Raw genomic sequence first — 26,415 nt, 5'->3', positions numbered from 1 at the left:
CCCAACGCCAGTGAGCTCCCCTGTCCGCAAGGGGGAGGGGAGCGCACCGCCAGTTTGGCGGCATGTCGAATCCAACGACGTTTCGATATCTGCTAGCATGGCCTATCAGATGATCCTGGATCCCGCATGAGCACCGAGCCGATCACGTTCGTCGACAAGTCGTCCGGCGACGACGCATGCGTGCTGGTTCGCGTCGTCGGCAGCAGCGTTGGATTGTCGCTGTCGTTGAGGACGGACGGCGACATCGAGGTCTTCATGGCGGCCGAAGAGCTCGATCGAGTCATCGGTGCGCTTCAGCAAGCTCGCGCGGCGATGGGGCGCGAGGGAAGCGTCATCGTGACTCGCCCCACGTGAACGCACGTCTGGCAAGGGAGATAACAATTCCCCACGCGATCCTTCATGTCGTCTTCAACATGTCCGCTGCAGGCACGTTGCGCGCTGCGCTCCAGCAGGCTGGGCGCAGCGACCGCGTGATTGGCTTTGCCGACAGCCTGAGCTTTGGTCCGATCAATCCACCCGACCCGGAGCTGCGAACCGCCTGGATGGACCAGGAATTGCAAGTGTCAGGCTGGGAAGAGGTGGGCGGCCAGGCAACATCGTTCTGGGACGAGGCACTCTCGAGCAACAACCGACAGATCGCCTGGTTCACGCGGCGATCGACCCAGGAATATGCCGGCTTCCTCGAACTCCTGTGGCGGCTCGGCGATGAGCCGATCGAGATCGTCGATCTCACCGACACAGTCGTGTGGGCAGGGGAGACTGGGCCGAAGGCGCCACGGCTGGCCGTCAGCCTGGGTTTAGTGTCGCCGGAGACAATTCGCGACAATGCACTGTGGGATCTGCGGACCGTTCTGTCGCCAAGCCGGCGTGATGCCTGCCGAGAACGTTGGGCGCGCCTCTAAGCGGAGAACGCGCCGTTGCGCGTCATTCGCGACGGCGAATTGGTGTCAGCGCCCATCTCGTTCTTCGATTCGGTGCTGCTGTCATTTGCCACGGCCGACTGGCAGAAGACGGCGAGGATTATCGGGGAGGCGCTTTGCGAAACCGGGACGATTGTGCTGCAGACGGGCGATATCGAGTTGTTCGCGCGCGCCCGTGCGCTCGTAGCAGCAGGTTGCCTCGAGTCTCGTGGCGACCTGTTCGATATGCATCGCAGTGAGTTGCGGTTAGCGGGCGGCTGCGCATGACGCGTCAGGAATAGCCGGGTTGGCCGGACCCAGCGCCGCGTCCGCATCAGCCGCGGACCCGTCTAACGTTCCGGGGCCGGCATTGCAGCCCCGCGGCTCTTCTTGAGCTCGCGAACCTCATCCCGGTTGCCTTGGGCCTCGGAGAAATCCGGCGCCAGGGCGATGGCCGCGTCGAAGTCGGCGATCGCGCGATCGTAGTCTGCCTTCTCCTTGTAGGCGAGGCCGCGATTGTTGTAGGCATCGGCATAGCTCGGATCGAGCCTGATGGCCTGATCGAAGTCGACGATGGCCCGGTCGTGATCCCCTTTGTCGTCGTAGGCGATACCGCGACGGTTGAAGGCCTCTGCAAGCTTGCCATTAAGCCTCAGAGCCTCGTCAAAATCGGCGATGGCGCGGTCATGATCGCCTTTCTTGTCGTAAGCCGCGCCGCGGTTCATGTATGCTTTCGCGTGTTGCGGCTCGAGCTTGATCGCCACGCCGAAATCTATGATGGCACGGTCGTGATCGCCCTTATCGTCATATGCAATGCCGCGATTGACATGGGCAGGAACGTGACGCGGATCGCGCCTGATCGTTTCGTCGAAATCGGCGATGGCGTGATCGATGTCACCTGTTTCGAAATACGCGATCCCTCGGTTGAAATGGGCGTTAAGGGCTTTCGCGGGCGTCAGGCCGAATTTGATCGCAGCGCTGTAGTCGGCAATGGCGCGGTCGAACTGCTTCTTGTGTTTATGCACGGCGGCGCGAAGGGTGTATGCGGTGGCGTCAGTCGGGTCGCGTCGGATCGCCTCGTCGATATCTGCGAGACCGCGATCGAAGTCGTTCCTCAGAACATGGACTGCGCCGCGATCAACGTAGGGCTTGGCTTGCTCGGGGTCCAGCGCCAACGTTCGATTGAAGTCCGTGAGCGCCCGATCATAATTTTCTTTCGAGAAGTAGGCCAAGCCGCGATTGTAGTAGTAGAGCGGCTTCTTCGAATCGAGCTTGATCGCCTCGTCATAATCTGCAATCGCCCGATCGTAGTCGCCTTTGCCTGCGTAGGCGAACCCACGATTGTTGCGGGCCGCCGGGTAGGAGGGATCGAGCCTGATCGCTTCGGTGAAATCGGCTATGGCGCGGTCGTACTCCTGTTTCTCATAGTACGCATTGCCACGATTTAAATAGCCGTGGATCTGATCTTGTCCGGACCATCGATCGGACTGCAATGCGAAGGTGCAGCTCTCGATCCGCTGGTCGGCCGGGAAACGGCGGTCCAGGCACCAGGCCAGTGGCGGCTCGCCCTGCGCAACAGCGTCGGACGCCGTCGCCGCGGCAAAGAGGAGCATGGCGGGCAAGGCCAGGGGATGGCGTCGCAAAGGACGAATGCCTTCAGCAAGGGAGACGATGCAGCATAGACCGGGCACTGCATGCCCGGCAATTCGGATATTCGCTCTGCCGATGATCTCCGTGCCGGGCTGGTCGATCATGCGCCGCCCCGCGAAATTCATCAGCCGCCTCAAGCTGATTTGCCCTGTCCAGTCCTTCGCCAAAAAATATTCTCGTTTCTATTTTTCGGAATTCGTGCTCTGATATCTCCGTCCCACCCCGGCACGAGGGGCGTATCGCGATCGTCACGACACGCGGGGTGGAGATGCGGTGGGCGCGTCACGTCGCAGCATGGCAGACGTCGTGCGGACGAACGGCGGGCGCGCACGGTGAAGTCGCATGGTCCTGGCCTCCCGATGCTGAGGCTACGCTGGCGGTGAATGATGATCCGCCGGTCACGGGGGCAAGACAGCCCGGTCCCCGGGGAGAGTGCGTATAAGCCGTCAGACCATCGCGCAGGGAAGGCCGGTCGTCCGGCTGACCTGTGGTGACTGCCGCCTGCTTTTTTTGCTGCAGGCGGGCCACGGGCATCAGCCGATGCCCGGCCTTCCCTGCGCCCTCGACTTGGAGGGCGGAATTGATGATCATCACTCGGGCATCATGTGTCGCGAGAATGCTGCTGCATGTTCCTTTGTCATTCTCGTCGGCGCCAGTGCCTTCGGCTCGCCGGTGCGTATTATTGCGCCGCTGTTGATGGGCTGAGGCATCACACCCCCATTTGTGGCCCCGCCGCCCTTGACCCCGGCTGCCCGCCGTGGTCAGTTCCGCGGCATGAGCACCCTTGTCCGCCCAGCCCGTCTCTGGTGGCGCACCTTGTAAAAGGTGGCCGGTGCGATTTTTGTGACATCCAATCGCTCAGGGGCCGCCACGCAGCGGCGGCTTCCGGTTGGTCCTGTGTGGCGTTTCCTCGGCAAATTCCGTAAGAGGACCCCCGAGAGGACCGCATGAACAGGACCGTTTTCGCCCTTCCCGCGCGCAGCGACTACCGCACCCATGGCGGGCTCGCGATCACGCGCGCCGTCGAGCAGTTTTCCGGTGGCGCAGGCCGGCTCGATGACCTGATCGACCTGCTCGACCGCCGCCGTGGCGTGGTGCTGTCCTCGGGCACGACCGTGCCCGGCCGCTATGAGAGCTTCGACCTCGGCTTCGCCGATCCGCCGCTGGTGCTGGAGACCAAGGGCACTGACTTCACCCTGCAGGCGCTGAACCGCCGCGGCGAGGTGCTGATCGCGTTCCTGAAGGACACGCTGCGCGAGCCCTGTGTCGTCATCACCGAAGCTTCGCCGGCGCGGCTCGCCGGACACATCGTCCGCGGCCCGGCCCCGGTCGAGGAGGACCAGCGCACGCGGCGCGCCAGCGTGATGTCGCTGGTGCGGGCGATGATCGCGGCGCTCTCGGCCAATGACGATCCGCTGCTCGGCCTGTTCGGCGCCTTCGCCTACGACCTCGTGTTCCAGATCGAGGACCTCCAGCAGAAGCGGCCGCGCGAGAAGGACCAGCGCGACATCGTGCTCTACGTGCCGGATCGCCTCTTGGCCTACGACCGCGCCACCGGCCGCGGCGTCGTGCTGTCTTATGATTTTTCCTGGAACGGACAGTCGACGGAAGGCCTGTCGCGCGACACTGACGCCAGCATCTATCTCAAGGAGCCGCGCCAGGGGTTTGCCGATCACGCGCCCGGCGAGTATCAGGCGACGGTCGAGAAGGCCCGCGCCGCATTTGCCCGCGGCGACCTGTTCGAGGCGGTGCCCGGCCAACTCTTTGCCGAGCCGTGCGAGCGCTCGCCGGCGGAAGTGTTCCAGCGCCTCTGCCGGATCAATCCGTCGCCCTATGGCGCGCTGATGAATCTCGGCGACGGCGAGTTCCTGGTCTCGGCCTCACCCGAGATGTTCGTCCGCTCCGACGGCCGTCGGGTCGAGACCTGTCCGATCTCCGGCACCATCGCCCGCGGCCGCGACGCCATCGGCGATGCCGAGCAGATCCGCCAGCTCCTGAACTCGGAGAAGGACGAGTTCGAGCTCAACATGTGCACCGACGTCGACCGCAACGACAAGGCGCGCATCTGCGTCCCCGGCACCATCAAGGTGCTGGCGCGCCGGCAGATCGAGACCTACTCGAAACTGTTCCACACGGTGGATCACGTCGAGGGCATGCTGCGGCCGGGCTTCGATGCGCTCGATGCCTTCCTGACCCACGCCTGGGCGGTGACGGTGACCGGCGCGCCGAAGCTGTGGGCGATGCAGTTCGTCGAGGACAATGAGCGCTCGCCGCGGCGCTGGTATGCCGGCGCCATCGGCGCGGTGAATTTCGACGGCTCGATCAACACCGGCCTGACGATCCGCACCATCCGCATGAAGGACGGGCTCGCCGAGGTCCGTGTCGGCGCCACCTGTTTGTTCGATTCCGATCCTGCGGCCGAGGATCGTGAGTGCCAGGTCAAGGCGGCGGCGCTGTTCCAGGCGCTGCGCGGCGATCCGCCGAAGCCGCTGTCGTCGACCGCGCCGGATGCCACCGGCTCCGGCAAGAACGTGCTGCTGATCGATCACGACGACAGCTTCGTTCACATGCTGGCCGACTATTTCCGCCAGGTCGGCGCCAACGTCACCGTGGTGCGTTATGTCCACGCGCTGAAGATGCTCGCCGAACGAAGCTGGGATCTGATCGTGCTGTCGCCGGGGCCAGGCCGCCCCGAGGACTTCAAGATCTCGACGACGATCGACGCTGCGCTCGCGAAGAAGCTGCCGATCTTCGGCGTGTGCCTCGGCGTGCAGGCGATGGGCGAGTATTTCGGCGGCCAGCTCGGCCAGCTTGCCCAGCCGGCGCATGGAAGGCCCTCGCGGGTCCAGGTGCGCGGCGGCCGCCTGATGCAGGGCCTGCCGAACGAGATCGTCATCGGCCGCTATCATTCGCTGTTCGTCGAGCGCGACAGCATGCCGGAGGTGCTGACCGTCACGGCGGCAACCGAGGACGGCGTGGCGATGGCGATCGAGCACAAGACGCTGCCGGTCGGCGGCGTGCAGTTCCATCCGGAATCGCTGATGTCACTCGGCGATGCCGTGGGTTTGAGGATCGTGGAGAATGCGTTCCGGCTCAATCAGCCGGGGTGAGAGAGAGGTGGTTGCCGTCATCGCGAGGAGCGTGAGCGACGAAGCGATCCAGAGTTGTTTTCGCGGCCCTGGATTGCTTCGCTTCGCTCGCAATGATGAATTCCTCGCGGTCACGGCCAAACGAGGCAATGAGAGCACGATGACGTTCGATCTGGACATCAAGAACACCGTCCGCACCATTCCGGACTATCCGAAGCCGGGCATCCTGTTCCGGGACATCACGACCCTGCTGGCGGACGCGCGCGCGTTCCGCCGCGCGGTCGACGAATTGGTGCATCCCTGGGCCGGCTCCAAGATCGACAAGGTCGCGGGCATCGAGGCCCGCGGCTTCATCCTCGGAGGCGCAGTGGCGCATCAGGTGTCGGCCGGGTTCGTGCCGATCCGCAAGAAAGGCAAGCTGCCGCACAAGACGGTCAGCATGTCCTATGCGCTGGAATACGGCACCGACGAGATGGAGATGCATGTCGACGCGGTGCAGCCCGGCGAGCGCGTGATCCTGGTCGACGACCTCATCGCCACCGGCGGCACGGCCGAGGGCGCGGTGAAGCTGTTGCGCCAGATCGGCGCGACCGTGGTGGCGGCCTGCTTCATCATCGACCTGCCGGATCTCGGCGGCGCCGCCAAGCTGCGCGCGCTCGACGTGCCCGTGCGCACGCTGATCTCCTTCGAAGGGCACTGAGAAGCGCGCGGCGGCGTCAGGACCGCTGCATCAGAAGCTCGTTCTCGATCTCGCGCAGCGCATAGTAGTTGCGCCGGATCCATTGATAGAGCTCGGTGGAGGGGTCCTTCTCCTGGCGCAGGTAGCCGGTGAAGGAGAACGAAAAACGTTCGATATAGGTTCTGAGGAACGCGGGCAGGGCGGCAATGTGCAGATGCTTGCTGCGGCTGTAGAGGTCGGGGAGCTCCTCGCGCAGGACGTGGTCGTTTTCGACCACGATCAGCTGGGGCTTCGGGATCTGGCGCCGCAGGGCATCGTAGGCGCGCATCGAGACCCGGTCGCCTTCGGCGCAGAAGAGAATGATCGGGACCACGTTCCGCCGCGCGGCCTCCTTCAAAAAGCCGATCTGTTCGGACATCTTGAAGAACTCGTCGAACGAGTAGTAGCCGAGGTCGATCACCTTGGGGATGCCGTCGTTGAGGATCACCCGGTCCATCAGCTGGATCTTGCCGTAGGTGTCCTCGATCGTCGCGGTCTCCGTGATCTGCGGCAGGAAGTCGAGCAGCGACGGCTCGCGCAAGGTGACGTCGAAGGCGAGCACTTGGCCGTTCTTCAGCAGTAGGAACTCGCTCAGCACCCGCGCAAGCAGCGTCTTCCCGGATTGCGGCCGGGGCGAGCAGACGATGTAGACAGGCGTCGCGGGCATCCGACCTATATCAGGTCAAATGCGGTTGCGATAAAGTCCCATCCTTCACGGAGCTGCTATTTTTCCCCGGCCGGCCGCGGCGCCGCCGCCTTGGTCGAGCCGACGATGTCGGTCAGCTTGATGCGGTCGTACTCGCTCCAGACGTTGGCGAGCCAATGCCGGACATAGCCGCGCAGCACGAAGGAGTAGTTGGCCGCCTCGTCGCGCGGACCCTTGTTGGCGACGAATTTGAGGAACGGCACCGAGGCGACCTCGACCTGCTCGAACGCCATTTCGTTGAGCTTCGGGATGGTCAGCTCGGTCGCGTCCTTGATGCGGTGGAAGTAGGAATTGTAGGTCGACTGGTCCCACTCGAAGAAGCTGGTGTTGTTGATGAAGTTCTTCACCAGGAAATATTTCGCGCCGATCATGTAGCTCGCCGTCTCGGCGATCTCGTCGAGCGAGGCGATCGACGAGCCCAGGATGTGGAACACCGCGAAGGTGATCTGGCCGGAGCGGGCGGCGTCGAGGAATCCGATGTCGCGCAGCGCGGCGAGCGTCGGCGACATCAGGCCGGCGCGGACGTCGATCACGGTCACCGACGGCGCCACCGCGCTCAGGGTGTCGAAGATCTTCATCTGGTCCGGCGTCGAATTCATGTCGACGATCTCGGTGATCTCCGGGTGGAAGCGCTTCAAGGTGCCGCGCGGATGCTCGGTGTCGAACGCCCGGGTGGGGACGTTGTTGGCGCTGAAATAATCGAGCAACGTCCGCGACACCGTGGTCTTGCCGACCCCGCCCTTGTCCGCACCCACCACAACCACTGCCGGTTTCGCCATGGAAAGTCCTTCAGCCCTGAGGCCGGCCAGGGGGCCGGCGCATTGCATTCTGCTTTGGGCGCGAACATGGCAGAAACGCTGGAGAATTCAAATTCATTGCAGCACGGGACCGGGGAAATTTGCGCCTTCGCCGCAACAGGCTGGAGCAATCGGAGGCATTCCGGCCCGGGCGTTCGAGCCGGCGAGGAAGCACTTGCAAGCGAATGGCAGGACAATTGCCCGTCGCACGGGATTGGCGGCTGAATTCCGCGGCGAAGGCGGCGACTAGTGCCGGCCCCAGGGACCGGTCGCGGGGGTGGTCCACGGTCCCTGGGGAGCGGCTTGACCCTGGCCAGATGGCGGGGCCGGGCCATCGGCCTGGCCCCAGGGACCACCGGACGGCAACGGTGGCGGAGCGTCGCTTTCGGTCGCGTTGGCGCCGGTGTCGTCCGGCTGTGCCTCGTCCGTGGGCAGCGCCATCGGGCCCGGATCATGGCCGCCGGCGAACCTGATCAGCGCCTGGACCCGGGCATCGACCGAGGGATGGGTGGCGAACAGGTCGGCAAAGCCCTCGCGCGGATTGTCGACGCACAATTCCATGACGGCGGAGGTGGCGCCGGGCAGTTCGCCGCGCCCTTCGATCTTGCGCAGGGCGGTGATCATGGCGTCCGGATTCTTGGTCAGCTCGACCGACCCGGCATCGGCAAGGTATTCGCGGGTGCGCGACAGCGCCAGCTTGACCACCTGGGACAGCAGCCAGGCCACCACGATCAGCACCACCGCGATGATCACGACGATGATGGCCCCGCCGCCGGAGCCCTTGCGGTCGGAGTCGGACGAGGAGGACGACGACGACGAGCGACCCCAGCCGCCGCCCCAGCTCATGTTGGTGAACAGGCGGAAGAACAGTTCACCGAAGAAGCCGACCACGCCGGCGATGATGACGGCCACGACCATCAGCTGGACGTCGCCGTTGCGGATATGGGTCAGCTCGTGGCCGAGCACCGCCTCGATCTCCTGGTCATCGAGCGCGTCGAGCAGGCCGGTCGTGACGGTGACCGCGTATTGCCGCGGGTTCAGGCCGGTCGCGAAGGCGTTCAGAGCCGGGCTGTCCATGATCTTCAGCTGCGGCATGGTGATGCCGCGCGAGATGCAGAGGTTTTCGAGCAGATTGTACAGCCGCGGCTGCTCCTGACGCGTCACCGCGGTCCCGCCGGTGACCGCGTCGATCATCTTCTGATGGAAGAAATAGGCGATCACGATCCAGGCCGCCGCGCCCAGCGTGGCCCAGGGCAGCGCCCTGATCAGGTCGCGGGTGGCCGCGTTCATGTAATAGGCGACACTGCCATTGCCGTTGATCATGACCTCCGCGATCAGCGCGCCGGCGAACACCAGCACGTAGATCAGCAGGAACAGGCCGCCGAGCAGCAGCACCGAACGGGTCTTGTTCGATGCGATGTGGGTGTAGAGACCGTAGGCGGCCATGGCGTCGGACCCTTCAGCGCGGAGGGCGCGGGATCAGAACTTGACGCTCGGCGCGGCCTCGACTTCGGTCCGGCTGGCGCCGAGATCGAAGAACTCCTTGCGTGTGAAGCCGAAGGTCCCGGCGAACAGTGCGGCGGGCATCTGCTGGATGCCGGTATTATACTCTTGGACCGCGTTGTTGAAGAAGCGGCGGCTGGCGGCGATCTTGTTCTCGATGTCGGAGAGCTCGCTGGCGAGCTGCTGGAAGTTGGCGTTGGCCTTGAGGTCCGGATAGGCCTCGGACAGCGCGATCAGGCGACCGAGTGCGCCGGAAAGTTGGCCTTCGGCGGCCGAGACCTGGGCCGGGCCCTGCGCCGACATCGCCGCATTGCGAGCCTTGATGACCTCGTCGAGGGTGCCGCGCTCATGCGCAGCGTAGCCCTTCACGGTCTCGACCAGATTCGGAATCAGGTCGTGGCGCAGCTTGAGCTGGACGTCGATGTCGGCAAAGGCCTGGCCGACCCGCTGGCTGAGGGCGACCAGCCGGTTGTAGGCGCCAAGGGCGAACAGCACGAGAATGACGATGATGCCGAGGACGATCCAGCCGGACATGACGGGCTCCGAGGGAGAGGGCGGGAGAACGAGGCGGCCGACACGCGACGGCGCCGCCGGTCCGCAGGTGGACCGGCGTGCATTGGTCGCATCAGGGGGGGGGCCCGTTCAAGTCGCTTGAGCCTGGCCGGTCCGTTCGATGGACGCCCAGGCGACCGAATTGGCGTCGGAGGCAACGATGCGCAGGGCTCAATAGGGACGGGCGACCCGCCATTGCTGCGTGGGGTCGTTGCCCTTGATATCGCCGGGGGCGCTGTCGAGCTGCGAGGTGTAGAGCGGCCGGTAGCGGTAGGCCCACATCTTCTTGCCGTCGCTGCGGGTGATGACGGTGAAGTCGCCGCTGGCGGTCGCGTTGTCGGGGGCGATCAGCGGCGGCCGCTTCTCGGCACAGGCACCGTCGCAGGTCGACTTGTTCCCGGTGTTGTCGCGTTCGGTATAATAGAGCGTCATTCCTTTTGGGTCGACGAGGACGGGACCGTTCTTGCCGACGATGGCCTTGGCCGGCGGGCCCTCCTGTTTCGGTGGGGGCGGTGCCGAGGATCCACCACCGTGGCCGTTTGCCAGGGCCGTTCCTGCCGAAGCCAGCAGCGCGGCGGTGATCATCATCGTCCTGAACATCGAAACGCGTTCCCGTGTGAGCAGCGCATTCAGCGCCTGTTGCAGCTCACCGTAGCAAGCATCGATTTCTCTCGGGTTTCGCGAAATCGCGAAAATGAGAGACAAACACGACCTGTCGTTAACCATCTGCGGCCGCGACGGTATCTACGGCCGTGGCGGCGGCTCCACGCCGTCGCCCCAGTCCCAGCGGCGGGCGGCGGCAAAGGCGGGCTTGTCGCGGCGGGGGATATTGACCGTGGCAGCGGTCCCATCGGCTTGGCACAGCTTCGCGGTTGTCGCGACCTTGGTGACCGACGGCGGCGCGAGCACGCGTGCGGCGGGCCGATGCGTTGCTGGCTTGCGGGTGAGGGCAACGAAGCTGAACTTCTCGTCCTCGAACGGGACGTCAGCCCCTTTCAGTTCGCGATGTGCCCGCGATCGCGCCAGCCGCTGCGCGAAGTGGCACCAGTCCGGTGCCACGAGGGGGCACGGCGCTGCGTGCGGGCAGGGCGCCGCGACATGAGCGCCTGCTGCGATCAGGCGGTCGCGCGCGGCGATGATGCGCTGATAGCCAGCGGGCGTGCCGGGCTCGACGATCAGCAGCGTATCGCCGGTCCTGGCCCACAGCGCGTCGACGACAGCGGCGCGCTCGGAAGCGGTCAGCTCGCCGATCATGTAGCTGGCGACCACGAGATCGGCGCTCTCAGCACGATCGAGCAGCGCCCGCGCCGGTCCAAGCGTATAGGCGAGACCGCGCAGGCGCATCGTGTCGTCAGCGAGCGTCAGCGCCAGCCCGCGCAGCGCTGGATTGGAATCGACGGCGTTGAACGAGGTCAGCAGCGGAAACGCTTCCGCCGCAGCGAAGCTCGCGGTCGCTGGTCCGGCACCGACATCCAGCAGCGAGGCCGGAGCGAAGTCCGGGCTCGCCTGCATCACGGCGTTGAGGCTGGCAACGACCGCCGCGTAGGTCGCCGGCATTCGCACCGTGGCATAGGCAATGGCGTCGGCGTCGCTCGTGATCGTTCCGGAATTGCCGCCGCTGCGGTAGGCGGCCGAGATGCGGGCCGCCCGGGCGGCTGCATCCTGCCGCGACTGCCCGTGCAGCATGGCTTCGAGGGACGCCTTCAGCGCGGCGGGCAGATCAGGAGAGATCATCGGTCCTCTCCACGCGTCAGTCCGGCCGCCGCGCGGGCGGCGATCCGGAATGACGGAGCAAGATCAAGCCACCTGCTGGTCGAGGATCTTCACGGCCTCGTCGAGCGCGACCGAGACGAGCTGCGACACGCCGCGCTCGGCCATGGTGACGCCGAACAGCCGGTTCATGCGCGCCATGGTGATCGGGTTGTGGGTGATGATGATGAAGCGGGTCTCCGTCGAGCCCTTCATCTCGTGCAGCAGGTTGCAGAAGCGTTCGACGTTGTGGTCGTCGAGCGGCGCGTCGACCTCGTCCAGCACGCAGATCGGCGAGGGGTTGGTAAGGAACACCGCGAAGATCAGCGCCATCGCCGTCAGCGCCTGCTCGCCGCCCGACAACAGCGACAGCGTCTGCGGCTTCTTGCCCGGCGGCTTGGCGATGATCTCGAGGCCCGCCTCGAGCGGATCGTCGCTCTCGATCAGGTGCAGCGCCGCTTCGCCGCCGCCGAACAGCTCGGTGAACAGCCGCTTGAAGTGGTCGTTGACGGTCTCGAACGAGGATTGCAGACGCTCGCGCGCCTCCTTGTTGAGGCTTTGGATGCCCTGGCGCAGCCGCTTGATGGCCTCGACCAGGTCGTCGCGCTCGGTGGTCAGCGCGGTATGCGAGCCCTCGACCTCGGTGAGTTCTTCCTCGGCGCGCAGGTTGACGGCGCCGAGCCGCTCGCGGTCGCGGCGCAGCTTCTCCAAGGTCTCTTCGATCTCGTGCAGCGGCGGCAGTTGTGTGTCCGGACCGATCTCGGCCATCGCCGCGACCGCCTGCGGCTCGCATTCGAGCATGTCGTGGATCTCGCGCTCGACGTCGCCGACGCGGCGCTTGGCGCTCTCCAGCCGCTCCTCGGCGCGGGCGGCCGCTTCGCGCGACTTGGACAGCGCTTCCAGCGACGCTTTCGCAGCGCGGTCGGTGTCGCCCATCGCAGTCTCGGCCTCGGCGAGCGCGTCGGCCGCGACCTGGCGCTCCTCCTCGGCGATGGCGAGCTCGTCGATCAGTGCGCTGCGCTTCTCGGCGAAGATCTCCGGCGCGTTGTCGAGCTCGGCGCGCTCGTCCTTCACCTCGGCGATGCGCGCCTCGATGGTGGCGATCTGCGAGCCGGCGCCGCGGATGCGGTTGAACCAGTCGTTGCGCTCGTTGATGATCGCCTGCACGCGGCGGTCGGCGAGCTCGGCCTCGCGGGCCAGCGCCTGGGCCTCGGCGCGCACCTGGGCCGCGGCGCGGCGCTTGGCCTCGATCTCGGCGCGCACGGCCGCCAGCCGGCCATCGGCTTCGGTGGTCGCCGGCAGCTCCTCGATCGCCTCCAGCGCATTCTGGTGCAGCTCGGCGATCTCGGCGCGGTCATGGGCGAGGCGGGTCGAGGCCTCGACCAGCGCCGATTTGCGCGCCGAATGGCGATTGATCTCGCGCTCGGCATTGGCGTGGCGCTCGCGCGCCGAGTTCACCTCGCGCTGCGCGGCGCGCCAGGCTTCGCGCGCGGCGCTCTCGGCGGCGGTCGCGGCCCTCACCTCGGCCTCGGCGCTCTCCAGCGCCTGGCGCTTGTTGGCGGCATCGATGCGCGCCTGCTCGAGCTCGGCCTCGATATCGATCAGGCGGGCACGCTCGGCCAAGCGCCGGGCCGCGCCGGTCGGCGCATGCGCGGCGGCGATGAAGCCGTCCCAGCGCCAGACGTCGCCTTCCGGCGACACCAGCCGCTGGCCGGTCCTGAGTTGAGAAACGAGTTGAGCACCGCGGTCGCGCGACACCACGCCGATCTGGGCGAGGCGGCGCGACAGCTCCGGCGGCGCCTGCACATAGGCCGCGAGCGGCTCGACGCCGTCGGGCAGCGCGGGATCGGTGACCTCGGCGCCGGCGACGGTCCAGTGCATCGGCGCGGAGGCATCGACCGGCGCATCGAGGTCGTCGCCGAGCACGGCGCCGAGCGCCTTCTCATAGCCCTTGGCGACGGTGACGCCGTCGATGATCGGCGGCCACAGATTCTTGGTCTCGCTGTTCACCATCTTGGAGATGGTGCGCGCCTCGGTCTCCAGCCGCTGCACTCGCTTCTCGGCCTCGGCGAGCGGGGCGCGCGAGGCTTCGAGCTTCTGCCGCGCATTGGCCTGCGCCGACTCGTTGGTCTGCACCGCGGCCTCGGCCTGCGCCTCGGATTCCTCGGCCGCTTCGAGCGCAGCGGCGAGCGTGTCGAGATCACCGAGATGTGCGGTCTCCTGCGCCAGTCGCTCCTCGTCGGCGCGGACATTGGCGATGTCCTGGTCGAGCCGGGCGAGACGCTCGCGATGGCTGCGGACGTTGGCTTCGAGCTGGTTGCGGCGGGCGGTGAGGTCGGCGAGCTGCGTCGTCAGCTCGGTGAACTGGCGCTCGGTTTCGGCCAGATCAGCCTCGGCCTCGGCGACGCGCTCGTCGACGCCGCTGCGCATCTCGACGCGCGCCTTGATCTCTTCCTTCAGCTCCGCGTCTTCGGTCTCCAGGCGCTGCAGCGCGACCTGCGCGTCCTGGTTCTGCTGCTGCTCGCGGGCGACGTCGGCGGTGAGCTGCATCAGGCGGCGATCGAGCTCGCTAACGCGCTCCTTGGCGCGCACCTCCTCGCGGTCGAGCAGATCGCGGGCATTCTTCAGCCGCTGCATCGTCGCGGCGGCGCGGGCTTCCGCCTCGCGCAGCGCCGGCAGATGCGACGAACGGATCGCCTGAATGCGGGCCGATTCGGCCTGCTCGCGGGTCCGCTCCGCCATCTCGCGCACGGCGACATCGTGCACATGCGCGGCGTCGTTGAGGTCGGCATGCGCGCCCATCCAGCGCAGATGATAGAGCGTCGCTTCGGCCTTGCGCACCTTGGCCGCGACCTCGCGGTAGCGGATCGCCTGCCGCGCCTGCTTGCGCAGGCCTTCCATCTGGCCGGAGAGCTGGCCGATGACGTCCTCGACGCGCAGCAGATTCGTCTCCGCCGCCTTCAGCCGCAACTCGGCCTCGTGGCGGCGCGCATGCAGGCCGGCGACGCCGGCGGCGTCTTCCAGCACGCGGCGGCGCTGCTCAGGTTTCGCTTGAATGATCTCGCCGATCTTGCCCTGGTGGACCAGCGCCGGCGAACGCGCGCCGGTGGCGGCGTCGGCGAACAGGATCTGCACGTCGCGGGCGCGCACATCGCGGCCGTTGATGCGATACACCGAGCCCGCCTCGCGCTCGATGCGGCGCGAGATCTCGAGAATGTCGCGGTCGTTCACGGCCGCCGGCGCGGTGCGATCGCTGTTGTCGATCGTCATCACCACTTCGGCGTGGTTGCGCGACGGCCGCGTGTTCGAGCCGGAGAAAATGACAGCGTCCATGTCGGCGGCGCGCAGCGATTTGTGCGAGGTCTCGCCCATCGCCCAGCGCAGCGCCTCGACCAGATTCGACTTGCCGCAACCGTTCGGACCGACGACGCCGGTGAGGCCGGGTTCGATCACGAAGTCAGTCGGTTCGACGAACGTCTTGAAACCGTGAAGACGAAGACGCGTGAGTTTCATGCACAGATTCTCTGTTGGCGGGAGACGAATCTCCCAGCCCCGACAATACCATGGAAGGCAATGTCAATGTGGACTGAGTCGCCCTGGCGCCTCATTCTGAGGGCGGGACAATGGCGAGGGCTGGTCCCCAGGGCAACCCGCCGGGCCTGCTTTTCCAAGGCTTTCTCGTGGCGAACGGCCCACGAAACAGAAGCGGCCCCATTGAGGGGCCGCGCTGTGTCTTTGATGACTCAGTGATTCGAATCAGCTCTTCAGAAGCGGGTTGATCTTCTTCTGAAACTCCTCGATCGAAGCCTCGCCCTTGATCTTCTCGCCGTTGATGAAAAAGGTCGGCGTCGAATCGACTTTAAGAATGTCGCTCGCATATTTCTGGTCGGCGGCGATCTTGTCGAGCAACGCCTGGTCCTTGAGGCAGGCCTCGACCTGCTGCTGGCTGAGACCAGCCTGCTTGCCGATCCGCGTCAGCGTCTCCGTCGTGTTCTTCACCACCCAGTCGTTCTGCGAGCGGAACAGCATGTCGGTGACCGCGAAATACTTCTGCGCGTCGTCCTTGGCGATGCAGCGCGTCAGCATCGAGCCCGCGGCGGCTTTGATGTCGAGCGGGAACTCGCGGAAGATGTAGCGAATCTTGCCGGTATCGATGTATTCGGCCTTAAGCTTCGGGAACACGGTGGCGTTGAACGCCGCGCAGTGCGGGCAGGTCATGGAGGCGTATTCGGTGATGGTCACCGCAGCGTCCGCCGGTCCGATCGCCATGTCGGGCAACGACTGAGGCTTGGCGACATCGGCGGCGCTCTGCGCCATCGCGTCCGAGATCAGCCGCAGCGGGGAGAAGCCGGCCAGAGCGGCGAGGCCGGTCAGCGACAGGGCAGCGGTGAAGGCGCGGCGGGTGATGATCAAGGCTCTGCTCCGAAATGGGCGCATCTCGCGCCTGAAACGCTCGTAACTCGGCTTTTCGCTAGCTTGAAACCCACCCGGAGGCAATGCCGGGCCGCAAATGGGGATCAAAGCGTCAGCGTCAATTTCGCTTGATGGCGGCGCCCAGGCGGGCCAGCGCGTCGCGCAGGGCGTCGTCCTCGATCGCGGTCAGGGTCTGCGCGACCTTCGCGACCGTCTTCGGATCGGGCGGCACCGGGCGGCGCTTCACCGGGGGGCGCAACAGCGGCCCCTGGCGCAGCGCCAGCTTGCCGACCGCGTGCCAGCCGAAGAAGCGGTTGACCCGCTCCAGGATCACGTCCGACGAATGCTGGATCTCCAGCGCCATCGGCCCCTCGACGCGCAGGATCAAGGTCGCCGGCTCCTGCGGCTGGCCCTCGACCGGCCGCGGCCATTGCATCTTCAGCGGCTGGGCGTGCTCGGCGATCTCGCGCCCCGCGATCTCCGGCCAGCGCGTGACCAGCTCGCGGGCGGCAAAGCCCTGCTTGGCATAGGCGGCCGTCAGCACGTCGCCCATCATGAGCGACAGCGGTTTTGCGGTGAGGCGGCCGGGCTTTGCCATCGATGCAGGCTTCTCGTGGTCTGCCGCCCGTCCGAGCCGCCGGGGCTCGAAGAAAGCCGTGGATGCCGCAGACGAGACGGCGGTCCAGCGGGCGACGATGGCTCCTGACGTACTAGATTAAGCCAATGGTGTCATCAGCCCTTCCTTCCAAGCGCAAGAGCCGACCAGAGAATCGCGGCTCCGCCGAGCGCCCCGCACAACTGCTCGCCTGGTACGACCGCCACCGCCGGCGGCTGCCGTGGCGCGCGCCGGCCGGGCAGCGCTCCGATCCCTATCGCGTCTGGCTGTCGGAGATCATGTTGCAGCAGACCACGGTGAAGGCGGTCGGGCCGTATTTCGAGAAGTTTTTGGCGCGCTGGCCGGATGTCTCCGCGCTCGGCAGCGCCGAGCTCGACGACGTGCTCCGGATGTGGGCCGGCCTCGGCTATTATTCGCGGGCGCGCAACCTGCATGCCTGTGCCGTCACGGTGCTGCGCGAGCATGGCGGCGTGTTCCCGGACACCGAGGAGGGGCTGCGCGCGCTGCCCGGCATCGGTCCGTACACCGCGGCGGCCATTGCCGCGATCGCGTTCGATCGGCTGACCATGCCGGTCGACGGCAACATCGAGCGCGTCGTCTCGCGGCTGTTCGTGGTGGAGGAGGCGTTGCCGCAGGCCAAGCCGCAGATCCAGGCGCTGGCGGCGACGCTGCTCGGGCCGTCGCGCGCCGGCGACAGCGCGCAGGCGCTGATGGATCTCGGCGCCACCATCTGCACGCCGAAGAAGCCGGCCTGCGCGCTGTGTCCCTTGAGCGAGGACTGCGCCGCACGCGAGCGCGGCGACCAGGAGACGTTCCCGCGCAAGGCCGCCAAGAAGACCGGCACGCTCCGTCGCGGCGCCGCCTTCGTCGTCATCCGAGGCGACGAGCTGCTGGTGCGCTCCCGCCCCGCAAAGGGCCTGCTCGGCGGCATGACCGAGGTTCCCGGCTCGGAATGGCTCGCTGGCCAGGACGATGCCGACGCGCTCGCCCAAGCGCCGGAGCTGGCCGGCGTGAAACGCTGGCACCGCAGGCTCGGCGTCGTCACCCACGTCTTCACGCATTTCCCGCTGGAGCTCGTGGTCTATACCGCGCGGGTCCCGGCGCGGACACGCGCACCGGACGGCATGCGCTGGGTCCCGGTCGCGACGCTGGACGGCGAGGCGCTGCCCAACGTGATGCGCAAGGTCGTGGCGCATGGGCTGGGGGATTGATCTCGCCGCTGCTGACACGAGGCTGGCAGCAGTGCGGAGCTAGAACGGGCGCATAGAGGAGACGCCCATGGTCGCAACCGCACTCGATACGCTGACCCCGCCACCCTGCGCAAAACTGCTCGGATGGCGGTTGCTGGACGCCAACCCGGCCGACGGGTGGATTAAGATCGGCTTCGACGGCAAGCAGGAGTTCTGCAATCCCGCCGGCTTCATCCAGGGCGGCCTGCTTGCATCGATGTTGGACGACACGATGGGGCCCGCCGTCTTTATCAGGACCGAAGGTCGGCTCTACACGACGACGGTGAGCATGACCGTCAACTATCTTGCGCCGGCGCAGCCCGGGCCGATCGTGGGCGAGGCGCGCGTGCTTCAACTCGGCAAGACCATCGCCTTCATCGAGGGACGTCTTACCAACGGCGACGGCGCCCTGATCGCAACCGCGAGCGCAAGTGCGCGGCTGGTGGAGGCGGCTAAGGCGCTCGCCAAATAATGCGACCCTCAAGCTCAGACCACGGGGCGGGCCGGACGTTCCGCTATGTGTTGCTTCTACGAGAACTGTATCCACGCGCTCCGCCGTCGTCCCGGCCTTGAGCCGGGGCCCATACCCACAGGCAGTGGTTTGATGCACAGGGGTCATTGGCATTTTTCCCATCACGACGGCGGCGGGGCTTGTCCGGGACGACAGCGGTGGACGAGGCGGATTCACGGCTCAACCAGCGGCTTGAACGAGCAACAGAGACCGGGACGCGTCCGCGTTCGCGCGGCACATCATGCCCGAGGCTTGCGATCAGTTCATCCCTTGCGCGGGGGCGGGGCGTAAAACGGGGCCGCAGTTCGGCGGCCCCGCTTGCTCCGATCAATTCGGCTCGTTAATTCGGCTTGGGCGTCTCCACCACCAGCGCCACGATCCGCCGCACCAGCGGCAGGACAGCGAGCAACGTGGGGAACGCGACGAGCCAGGAGATGGCCCACGCTGCGGGCCAGGTCTCGATGAACGCCTGTGTCGGTCCAAGGCTCCTCAGCGTGGCGATCGCCGACACGACGAACGTCATCAGCACTGAGAGTGTCAATGGCATGACGACGGCCGAATAGCGCGCCGGCAGTTTTCTGCGCGCGCGCCGTTCACCAGATGGTTTCATGATGGCAGTTCCGGAATTCGATCGGTCGATCACGGGCAACGCGTCCTGCATTCCTCCGGATCGAGCCGATCCGTTGAATGCGTTGCCTGACGTGAGACGCTTACGGTGCGCATCAGCGCAGCAGGCGTCTGATAGCCTGACAACAAGGCGGACGCCAGCCAAAAAAACTGAACGAGCCGGAATTCATGCCGCTGCTGCGCTAGCCGGTTTGGAGGGGAGGGTGGGCAAAGGCGCGCATCACCGTACTCACCATGGACTGCGCTCGATCCCGCGCCGTGCCCACCATCTGACTCGGAGTGCGCAGCACCGCGGTGGGCACGCTGCCGCCCTGCCGGGCGGCTGCTTTGCCCACCCTGAGCGACCTCAACTGTATCAACGCATTTTGCTGTTGGCGGCCTGACAGAGCACGACGCGCGGGCGCCGGATGCTCACGTCGGTTTCGTCGGACGTCCTGGCGCGCCGCCGAGTTCGCGGCCCGTTTCCAGCATCAGCGTGCGCAGCCAGATCGACCCCGGCTCGACCTGCGCCCTGGTCGGATAGAACATGTATTGTTCGTCGATGCCAGGATCGAGCGGCGGCGCGACGGTCGACAGCGACAAGGCCTGCGCCAGCGCCGCGATCAGGCGGCGCGGCACGAAGGCGACGAGATCTGTGCGCGCGGCGACATGCAGCGCCTCGATGTAGCTCGGCACGACCAGCGCGATCCGCCGCTCCCAGCCCTTGCTGCGCAGCCAGCCGTCGATCAGGTCCTCGCTCTGGCCGCGCAGCACCACCGCGACATGCCGGGCGGCCAGGAAGGCGTCTCGCCGGTTCAGTCGCCTGCCGGCCGGATGACCGCGCCGCACCGCCAGCGCATCGCTGTCGGTGTAGAGCAACTGGCGATGGAAGCCCTTGAAGGCGTTGCCGATCGAGATCACCATGTCGATGGTGCGGGCGAACTCGGCGTGGAAGATCGCAGGGCCTCGCCAAGGCACGACGTCGATGCGGAGGTTGGGCGCGGCGCGCGTCACCTTGGCCATCAACGACGGCATCAGCAGCTCGACCGCGAGATCAGGCATCATCAGGCGAAATTGGCGTTCGCTCCGTGCAGCGTCGAACGCGTCGGGCGTGAACAGGCCGCGCACCTGATCCAGCGCCTGGGCGAGCGGGGCCTGCAGCGCAAGGGCGCGCGGGGTCAGCTCCATCCGCGCGCCGGTGCGGACCAGGAGGGGATCGCCGAGCAAGTCGCGCAGCCGCTGCAGCGCGTGGCTGGTGGCCGGCTGGGACAGTCCGATCCGCAGCGCAGCCCGGCTGACGCTGCTCTCGCGGAGCAGCGCGTCGAGCGCCACCAGCAGATTGAGATCGAGTGCGGCCAAATTCATAGGACGAATTGATATCATATCCGATATCGATTGGAAGAATGCGCCGCCACCCGTCATGCTTCGCCCTGTCGCAGAGGAGATCGGGAGACAGATGTCATGACCGCCAGCGCCAACAAGCGATTGATGCAAGAGCTGCTCACCAAGGCCGCCGCCGGCGACCGCGCGGCCTATGTCGCGGCCATTGCCGACGACGTTACGATGGTGATCACGGGACAATATTCGTGGTCGCAGACGATCAGGGCAAGGACGCGCTGCTGCGCAATCTCCATGGCCATCTCAACAGCCTGCTGGCGGAGGGACGCCGCACCGTTCCGCTGCGTTTCATGGCGGAGGACGACCTCGTCGTGATCGAGGGCAAGGGCGAGATGCGCACTAGATCCGGGCGCCCTTACAACAACGACTACTGCCTGATCTTTCGGCTGCACGAGGGGCGCATCGTCGAGATCCGCGAATATTGCGACTCGGCGCTGACGGAAGCGGTGCTGGGACCGTTTCCGGCTGCGCTCAAGCAGACCGGTTGATGCGACAATGACCGAATTCAAGGAGAGTTTGCCGATGAGCGCCGTAGAAGCCACGGGTCATGACAACAAGCGGATCGTGCAGCATGTGTTCGACGAGCTGGCGAAGAGCAATGCGCAGCCGCTGCTCGCGCATCTTGCGGATGATTTCCGCTTCGTCATCATGGGCAGCGGATCCTGGTCGCGCAGCTATGACGGCAAGGCGGTCGTTCTCGCCGAGTTGTTCGCGCCGCTGCGGGCGCGGCTCGGCCGCATCACCACCATCCCGATCCGGCTGACGGCCGAGGCTGACCGCGTCGTGGTCGAGGCGCGTGGCCGCAATACGACGAGCGACGGCAAGGTTTACAACAACAGCTATTGCAACGTCCTTCGCCTGGAGAACGGCCGCATCGTAGAATGGATCGAATATTGCGACACGCTGCTGATCGAGACCGCGCTCGGTCCGCCGGCGCCGACGGCATGAGACGATTACGCGACTATCGGCATCGTCGATGATCGCGATAACGCTGTTGTTGGAATGCAGATCAATCCCGCTGTACATCATCCTCGCCTCCTCGTGGTCGAAAGTGATTCGATGATTACGAATTCACTTTAGCTCCACGGCCTTCTCGCTTGCGAAGGCCGGCTAGATGATCTTCAGTGCATAAAAACTTGCGTAGCGAGCAGTACCGACGAGACGGATGCGTCGTGCAGGTCGGTGCTGATCGCATTCGGCATGCAGAATGCGCCGACCGTGGTCGTCATCCCGATCTGTCGTCCGGTTTCGTTCCGAATTGCAGCTTCCGTTTTTCAGAATATTGCTTGACTCCACCCCCAAATCAGATGTCTTATCCACGCCGTTCCGTCCCGGCAGGAGGGGCGTACGCGTCGTCACGACACGCGGGGCGGGATGCGGTGGCTGCGACGGCGTCGTCAGGACGAGCGACGTCGACCGGCCTCGTGCAGAGCTGCGGCGGCTTGCCGGCGTGGCGCGGGTGCGAGGTCTTTCGCGGACGTCGAAATCGTGTGGTCCTGGCATCCCGATGCTGATGTCAACTCGCGACGAGGCTTCGCTTCGCGTGGGGATGGTGGCCAGAAAGCCCGGCGCACCAGGGAGATCACGTATAAGACGTAAAGCCCATCGCGCAGGGAATGCCGGATGACCGGCTGGACCTGTGGTGACTGCCGCCTGCTTATCTTTCTGCAGGCGGGCCATGGGTTGCGGCCAGCGCCCGGCATTCCCTGCGCCCTCCTCATTTGCGAGGGTCCTTCTCGGCAACACCTCGGGCGCGGCGCGCCGCGAGAGGGTGAGCTCATGTCCTTCATCGGGATGTCTGTCGTCGCATCGCCATCGATCGGCATGGGTCGTGTCCGGATCCGCGCGGGTCGAGCACGCGGCCCGCAGAATGCAGATCGCCCATGACGGCGCACGCGGGCGGCCAGGGGTGGACGGTCCGGACCGGTGCAGATAGGGTCGGATATCATCTGTCAGGGATCACCATGCTCAAGCTCTATGTCGCGCCGGGCACCTGCGCGCTCGCTTCACACATCGCGCTGGCCGAGACCGGCGCCGACTACGTCGCCGAGAAGCTCAGCTTCAAGACCAACCAGCAGAACAGCCCGGACTATCTCGCGATCAATCCCAAGGGGCGCGTGCCGGCGCTGGTGACGGAGCAGGGCGTCCTGACCGAGACGCCGGCGATGCTCGCCTATATCGCGCAGCGCTTTCCGGAAGCGCGGCTTGCGCCGCTCGACGACGTCTTCGCCTTTGCCGAGGTGCAGTCCTTCAACAGCTATCTCTGCTCGACGGTCCACATCGCCCACGCGCACAAGATGCGGGGCTATCGCTGGGCCACCGAAGAGTCCTCCTTCGCCGACATGAAGAAGAAGGTGCCGGAGACGATGGGCGCCTGCTTCGCGCTGATCGAGCAGAAGATGCTGCGCGGCCCGTGGGTGATGGGCGAGCAGTACACGATCTGCGATCCCTATCTTTTCACGATCGCGCAATGGCTCGAAGGCGACGGCGTCGACATCAACGCCTTCCCGAAGGTCGCCGACCATTTTGGCCGCATGTCCGGGCGGCCGGCCGTCAAGAAGGCGCTGGCCGAGCTGGCGGGCTGACGGCCATCCTCGAGGCCATGGCGTCGGAACAGCGCCCGCCAGCATGGCGCATCGGGAGAGCGGAAAAAATAGCCGCGCGAAGCTGGAACCCAAATCCGGCCATCGACGTTGCAGGAAGCCGTGGCGCGCCTGCGACCGATCTCCTTTTCTGGGACCCCTTGATGTTGCCGGCTGCCGTTTCAGATGACCGTTTGCGCGTGACCGGCACCGAGAGCATCCGCGAGAGACTGAAGGCGGCGACGGCCTCGGCGCACCGCGCGCTGGATGAGGGGCTCGTTCATTTCGATCTCACCACGACGGCTCATTATCGCCGGTTCCTGCAGGCCAGCGCAGCCGCGCTGCTGCCGTTGGAGGCGGCGCTCGATCAGGCCGGGGTGGATGATCTGATCGAGGACTGGCCGCAGCGCCGACGATCGCAGGCGATCGCCAGCGATCTCGCGGATTTCGGTGCCGTGCCGATTCCGATGGACCTTCCCGCACTCTCGCTCGACCGTGCGGGCGTATTCGGCACGCTCTACGTACTCGAGGGATCTCGGCTCGGCGCAGCCTATCTGCTGCGCATGGTCGCGGCCTCCGCCGATCCGCGGGTGAGACGCGCGACGCGCTATCTCGGCCATGGCGCGCGGCAGGGCTTGTGGAGCAGCTTCCTGTCGCAACTCGCGCAGGCGCGGACGACGGCCGACGAGGAAGTCAGGATGATCGTGAGTGCACGCGAAGCGTTCGCGATGTTTGCGAAGGCGATGGCAGCAGCATGAACGAGCCGGTCAACCTCACCAATTGCGATCGCGAGCCTATCCATGTTCCCGGGACGGTTCAGCCGTTTGGCTTCCTGCTGGCGCTGGTGTCGGACTTCACCATATGCATGGCCTCGGAGAACGCGCCGGATTTTCTCGGCGGCGATATCGGCTGGCTGCTGCAGCGGCCGCTCGACGCCGTGCTCTCGGAGGCGGCCGCGGCCGCGATCCGCGCCAGGGTCGACTATCTCAGCGGCCCCGATGCGGTCGAGCGCGTGTTCGGCGTCGATCTGCAGGGCCGTGGCAAGCTTTTCGATCTCGCCATCCACTTTTCCGGTGCGTATCTCGTCGTCGAGGCCGAGCCCAGTCTGATCGAGCCCGGCGTCAATTCCGGCGAGCTGGTGCGGTTGATGCTCGGCCGCATCCGCAAGACGGCGGGGATGATGGACCTGGCGCAGGAGGCGGCGCGCCAGCTCAAGCTGCTGACCGGCTTCGATCGGGTGATGGTGTATCGGTTTCATCCCGACGGCTCGGGTGAGGTGATCGCCGAGGTCGCGGGCTCCGGCCTGGAGCCGTTCCTCGGGCTGCATTATCCGGCCTCGGACATTCCCAAGCAGGCGCGGCAGCTCTATCAGCGCAACTGGCTGCGGATCATCGCCGACATCAACGCGGCGCCGGCGCCGCTGCTGTCGACGCCGACGCACAATGCCGGACTGCTCGACCTGTCGATGAGCGTGCTGCGCGCGGTCTCCCCCATTCACATCGAGTATCTCCGCAACATGGGCGTCGCCGCGTCGATGTCGGTCTCGATTCTGCGCGAAGGCAAACTGTGGGGCCTGTTCGCCTGCCATCATTATGCGCCGCATCACCTGTCGTTCGAGAAGCGCACTGCGGCCGAGCTGTTCGGTCAGATGTACTCCTGGCTGCTCGAGGCGCGCGAGCGCGAGACCGACATCGCCTACGAGACGCGCGCGCATCAGATCCAGGAGCGGCTGATCGAGCGCGCGGCCGCGCAGGCCCACAGCAAGCGCGCGATCCTGGAGTTCGTCGCCGACTATCGCCAGATGATCGAGTGCGACGGCATCGCCGTGTGGTCCGATGACGAGATCACGCTCGACGGCGAGACGCCGACCGAAGAGGAGGTGCAGGACCTCATCGGCTTCATCAACCGGACCTCCCCCGGCCGCATCTGCGCCAGCGCCGAGATTGCCAAGGTCTACGCGGCGGGCGAGGCATTTCGCGATCGCGCCGCCGGCTTCCTCGCCATTCCGATCTCGCGCACGCCGCGCGACTGCCTGATCTTCTTCCGCCGCGAGGTGCTGCGCGCGGTCAACTGGGCGGGCGATCCGAATAAGAGCTATGCCGAGGGCCCGAACGGTTCCCGCCTGACGCCGCGCAAGAGCTTCGAGCTGTGGCAGCAGACGGTGGCCGGCCAGTCGAAGCCGTGGACGGCGGCGGATTTGCGCATCGCCGAGAGCCTGCGCGTCACGCTGCTCGAAGTGATCCTGCAACTCTCCGAGCTCGCCGCGCGCGAGCGCCGCGGCGCGCAGGAGCGGCAGGAGCTGATGATCGCCGAGCTCAATCATCGCGTCCGCAACATCCTCAGTCTCGTGCGTGGCCTCGTCGCGCAGAGCAAGGACACGGCGACCTCGGTGGAGGAGTTCGCGTCCGTGCTCGGCGGCCGCATCCAGGCGTTGGCGCGGGCGCACGACCAGATCACCAACCTGAATTGGGCCCCCGTCGCGCTCCGCCATCTGCTCGAATCGGAGGCTGGCGCCTATCTCGGCTCAAGGGCCGGACGGGTGCGCATGGAAGGTCCAGAGGTCGCGCTCGACCCCAAGGCGTTCGCAACGCTCGCGCTCGTCGTGCACGAGATGATGACCAACTCAGCGAAATACGGCGCGCTCGCCGACTCCACAGGGCAGGTGCAGGTGATCTGGCGGCTCGATCCCGGGGCGAGCCTGGTCATCGACTGGAAGGAGAGCGGCGGGCCGCCGGTGCAGCCGCCGTCGCGGCGCGGCTTCGGCACCACCATCATCGAGCGTTCGGTGCCGTTCGACCTCAAGGGCGACGCCGAGATCCGCTTCGACCTGCTCGGCGTGCAGGCGCGCTTCGTGATCCCTGCCAATTTCGTCCAGATGGTGCCGGCGATGACGGGGGCACCCTCCAGGCACCAGCGCAAGGAAGAGGACACGCCGCGCCTGTCCGGTACGGTGCTGATCGTCGAGGACAATCTGATCATCGCGATGGGCGCCGAAGTGATTCTGCTCGAGCTGGGAGCGCGGCACATCGACACCGCGGCGTCGGTCAGTCAGGCGCTGAAGTCGATCGAGCGCGCGGTGCCGAGCTTCGCACTGCTCGACATCAACCTCGGCGCGGAAAGCAGCCTGCCTGTCGGGCACCGGCTGAAGGAACTCGGTGTGCCCTTCTTGTTCGCGACCGGCTATGGCGAGCGTGCGCCGATTCCGGCGGAGCTGTCCGACATGCCGGTGATTCAGAAGCCGTACACGCGCGAAGTCGTCGAGAAGGCATTGACGAAGATCAAATGAGTCGCACGCGCATCAAGGTCGGCTTTGCGCGTCGCGGTGATTGGCATTTATGATTGCAGTCTTGGGTTTTCTCACATCCGCGTGTTGCACATGAGCGCGACAACGCACGAC

General features: G+C 66.1%; 24 protein-coding genes and 1 pseudogene. 13 read left to right on the top strand and 12 right to left on the bottom strand.

Annotated features, from left to right (window positions below; all coding sequences use genetic code 11):
- Nucleotides 1-126: 126 nt before the first annotated feature.
- Genes QW861_RS19925 through QW861_RS19915 form a run of 3 tightly spaced genes read left to right on the top strand, consistent with a single transcriptional unit; the run spans nt 127 to nt 1,187 of the window.
- Nucleotides 127-354, top strand: coding sequence for a hypothetical protein (locus QW861_RS19925; RefSeq protein WP_315750406.1), 228 nt, complete (start codon nt 127-129; stop codon nt 352-354).
- Complete coding sequence (locus tag QW861_RS19920) at nt 351-902, top strand: DUF1835 domain-containing protein (RefSeq protein ID WP_316193425.1); 552 nt, start codon at nt 351-353, stop codon at nt 900-902. Before QW861_RS19925 ends, QW861_RS19920 begins: the two co-directional genes overlap by 4 nt.
- A gap of 15 nt (nt 903-917) precedes the next feature.
- Nucleotides 918-1,187 (top strand): DUF3658 domain-containing protein, encoded by a 270-nt coding sequence (locus QW861_RS19915; RefSeq protein WP_316193424.1) that lies wholly within the window; start codon nt 918-920, stop codon nt 1,185-1,187.
- A 62-nt stretch (nt 1,188-1,249) separates the two neighbouring features.
- Here QW861_RS19915 and QW861_RS19910 read toward each other — a convergent pair whose 3' ends face one another.
- The gene (locus QW861_RS19910; protein ID WP_316193423.1) at nt 1,250-2,674 is read right to left on the bottom strand and encodes a tetratricopeptide repeat protein; all 1,425 of its coding nucleotides are present in this window, start codon (nt 2,672-2,674) and stop codon (nt 1,250-1,252) included.
- 415 nt (nt 2,675-3,089) lie between these two features.
- On the opposite strand from QW861_RS19910, the gene QW861_RS19905 reads away from it, so the two are divergent.
- From QW861_RS19905 to QW861_RS19895, 3 genes are all read left to right on the top strand, one after another.
- Nucleotides 3,090-3,254, top strand: a complete 165-nt coding sequence (locus tag QW861_RS19905; protein ID WP_316193422.1) for a hypothetical protein — start codon at nt 3,090-3,092, stop codon at nt 3,252-3,254.
- Between the two features lie 242 nt (nt 3,255-3,496).
- Nucleotides 3,497-5,659 carry an anthranilate synthase component I gene (locus QW861_RS19900; protein ID WP_316193421.1) on the top strand — a complete coding sequence of 721 codons (2,163 nt, stop codon included), beginning with the start codon at nt 3,497-3,499 and terminating at the stop codon, nt 5,657-5,659.
- Nucleotides 5,660-5,798: 139 nt separating this feature from the next.
- Nucleotides 5,799-6,338 (top strand): adenine phosphoribosyltransferase, encoded by a 540-nt coding sequence (locus QW861_RS19895; protein ID WP_172133418.1) that lies wholly within the window; start codon nt 5,799-5,801, stop codon nt 6,336-6,338.
- 16 nt (nt 6,339-6,354) lie between these two features.
- On the opposite strand, the gene QW861_RS19890 is transcribed toward QW861_RS19895, so the two are convergent.
- From QW861_RS19890 to QW861_RS19850, 9 genes are all read right to left on the bottom strand, one after another.
- Nucleotides 6,355-7,023, bottom strand: a complete 669-nt coding sequence (locus QW861_RS19890; RefSeq protein ID WP_315717273.1) for a hypothetical protein — start codon at nt 7,021-7,023, stop codon at nt 6,355-6,357.
- A gap of 56 nt (nt 7,024-7,079) precedes the next feature.
- A complete protein-coding gene (locus QW861_RS19885) occupies nt 7,080-7,841 on the bottom strand; it encodes a hypothetical protein (protein WP_009025709.1) in 762 nt (253 codons plus the stop codon).
- 264 nt (nt 7,842-8,105) lie between these two features.
- Complete coding sequence (locus QW861_RS19880; protein ID WP_315717272.1) at nt 8,106-9,305, bottom strand: M48 family metalloprotease; 1,200 nt, start codon at nt 9,303-9,305, stop codon at nt 8,106-8,108.
- A 33-nt stretch (nt 9,306-9,338) separates the two neighbouring features.
- Nucleotides 9,339-9,896 carry a LemA family protein gene (locus QW861_RS19875; protein ID WP_316193420.1) on the bottom strand — a complete coding sequence of 186 codons (558 nt, stop codon included), beginning with the start codon at nt 9,894-9,896 and terminating at the stop codon, nt 9,339-9,341.
- A gap of 189 nt (nt 9,897-10,085) precedes the next feature.
- Nucleotides 10,086-10,514 (bottom strand): hypothetical protein, encoded by a 429-nt coding sequence (locus QW861_RS19870; RefSeq protein WP_315717270.1) that lies wholly within the window; start codon nt 10,512-10,514, stop codon nt 10,086-10,088.
- 144 nt (nt 10,515-10,658) lie between these two features.
- The gene (locus QW861_RS19865) at nt 10,659-11,648 is read right to left on the bottom strand and encodes a small ribosomal subunit Rsm22 family protein (protein WP_316193419.1); all 990 of its coding nucleotides are present in this window, start codon (nt 11,646-11,648) and stop codon (nt 10,659-10,661) included.
- Between the two features lie 63 nt (nt 11,649-11,711).
- Nucleotides 11,712-15,176, bottom strand: coding sequence for a chromosome segregation protein SMC (smc, locus tag QW861_RS19860; RefSeq protein ID WP_316193418.1), 3,465 nt, complete (start codon nt 15,174-15,176; stop codon nt 11,712-11,714).
- Between the two features lie 243 nt (nt 15,177-15,419).
- The gene (locus tag QW861_RS19855; RefSeq protein ID WP_315717267.1) at nt 15,420-16,076 is read right to left on the bottom strand and encodes a DsbA family protein; all 657 of its coding nucleotides are present in this window, start codon (nt 16,074-16,076) and stop codon (nt 15,420-15,422) included.
- 118 nt (nt 16,077-16,194) lie between these two features.
- The gene (locus tag QW861_RS19850; protein ID WP_315717265.1) at nt 16,195-16,674 is read right to left on the bottom strand and encodes a DUF721 domain-containing protein; all 480 of its coding nucleotides are present in this window, start codon (nt 16,672-16,674) and stop codon (nt 16,195-16,197) included.
- A 125-nt stretch (nt 16,675-16,799) separates the two neighbouring features.
- Between QW861_RS19850 and mutY the strand changes: the two genes are divergently transcribed.
- Nucleotides 16,800-17,903 (top strand): A/G-specific adenine glycosylase, encoded by a 1,104-nt coding sequence (gene mutY / locus QW861_RS19845; protein ID WP_316167461.1) that lies wholly within the window; start codon nt 16,800-16,802, stop codon nt 17,901-17,903.
- Nucleotides 17,904-17,970: 67 nt separating this feature from the next.
- Nucleotides 17,971-18,393: a PaaI family thioesterase gene (locus tag QW861_RS19840; RefSeq protein WP_315750414.1), complete on the top strand. Its 423-nt coding sequence runs from the start codon at nt 17,971-17,973 to the stop codon at nt 18,391-18,393.
- A 379-nt stretch (nt 18,394-18,772) separates the two neighbouring features.
- Here the strand turns inward: QW861_RS19840 and QW861_RS19835 are convergent, their stop codons facing one another.
- Nucleotides 18,773-19,042 (bottom strand): DUF2798 domain-containing protein, encoded by a 270-nt coding sequence (locus QW861_RS19835; protein ID WP_315827130.1) that lies wholly within the window; start codon nt 19,040-19,042, stop codon nt 18,773-18,775.
- A 428-nt stretch (nt 19,043-19,470) separates the two neighbouring features.
- Nucleotides 19,471-20,403 (bottom strand): LysR family transcriptional regulator, encoded by a 933-nt coding sequence (locus QW861_RS19830; protein ID WP_315750415.1) that lies wholly within the window; start codon nt 20,401-20,403, stop codon nt 19,471-19,473.
- 96 nt (nt 20,404-20,499) lie between these two features.
- Between QW861_RS19830 and QW861_RS19825 the strand changes: the two are divergent.
- From QW861_RS19825 to QW861_RS19805, 5 genes and pseudogenes are all read left to right on the top strand, one after another.
- A pseudogene (locus QW861_RS19825) lies at nt 20,500-20,924 on the top strand (nuclear transport factor 2 family protein).
- 34 nt (nt 20,925-20,958) lie between these two features.
- The gene (locus tag QW861_RS19820; RefSeq protein WP_315750417.1) at nt 20,959-21,384 is read left to right on the top strand and encodes a nuclear transport factor 2 family protein; all 426 of its coding nucleotides are present in this window, start codon (nt 20,959-20,961) and stop codon (nt 21,382-21,384) included.
- 1,016 nt (nt 21,385-22,400) lie between these two features.
- A complete protein-coding gene (locus QW861_RS19815; RefSeq protein WP_315750418.1) occupies nt 22,401-23,021 on the top strand; it encodes a glutathione S-transferase family protein in 621 nt (206 codons plus the stop codon).
- 161 nt (nt 23,022-23,182) lie between these two features.
- On the top strand, nt 23,183-23,776 hold the full coding sequence (locus QW861_RS19810; RefSeq protein WP_315826973.1) for a biliverdin-producing heme oxygenase: 594 nt from the start codon (nt 23,183-23,185) through the stop codon (nt 23,774-23,776).
- Nucleotides 23,773-26,304 carry an HWE histidine kinase domain-containing protein gene (locus QW861_RS19805; RefSeq protein WP_316193417.1) on the top strand — a complete coding sequence of 844 codons (2,532 nt, stop codon included), beginning with the start codon at nt 23,773-23,775 and terminating at the stop codon, nt 26,302-26,304. Before QW861_RS19810 ends, QW861_RS19805 begins: the two co-directional genes overlap by 4 nt.
- The last annotated feature ends 111 nt before the right edge of the window (nt 26,305-26,415 follow it).

The sequence above is a fragment of the Bradyrhizobium sp. SZCCHNRI1029 genome (assembly GCF_032487555.1).
In the GTDB taxonomy this organism is placed as follows: Bacteria; Pseudomonadota; Alphaproteobacteria; order Rhizobiales; family Xanthobacteraceae; genus Bradyrhizobium.
Note: the sequence above shows the minus strand (reverse complement) of the source record. Positions and strands in the feature narration are given on the sequence as shown.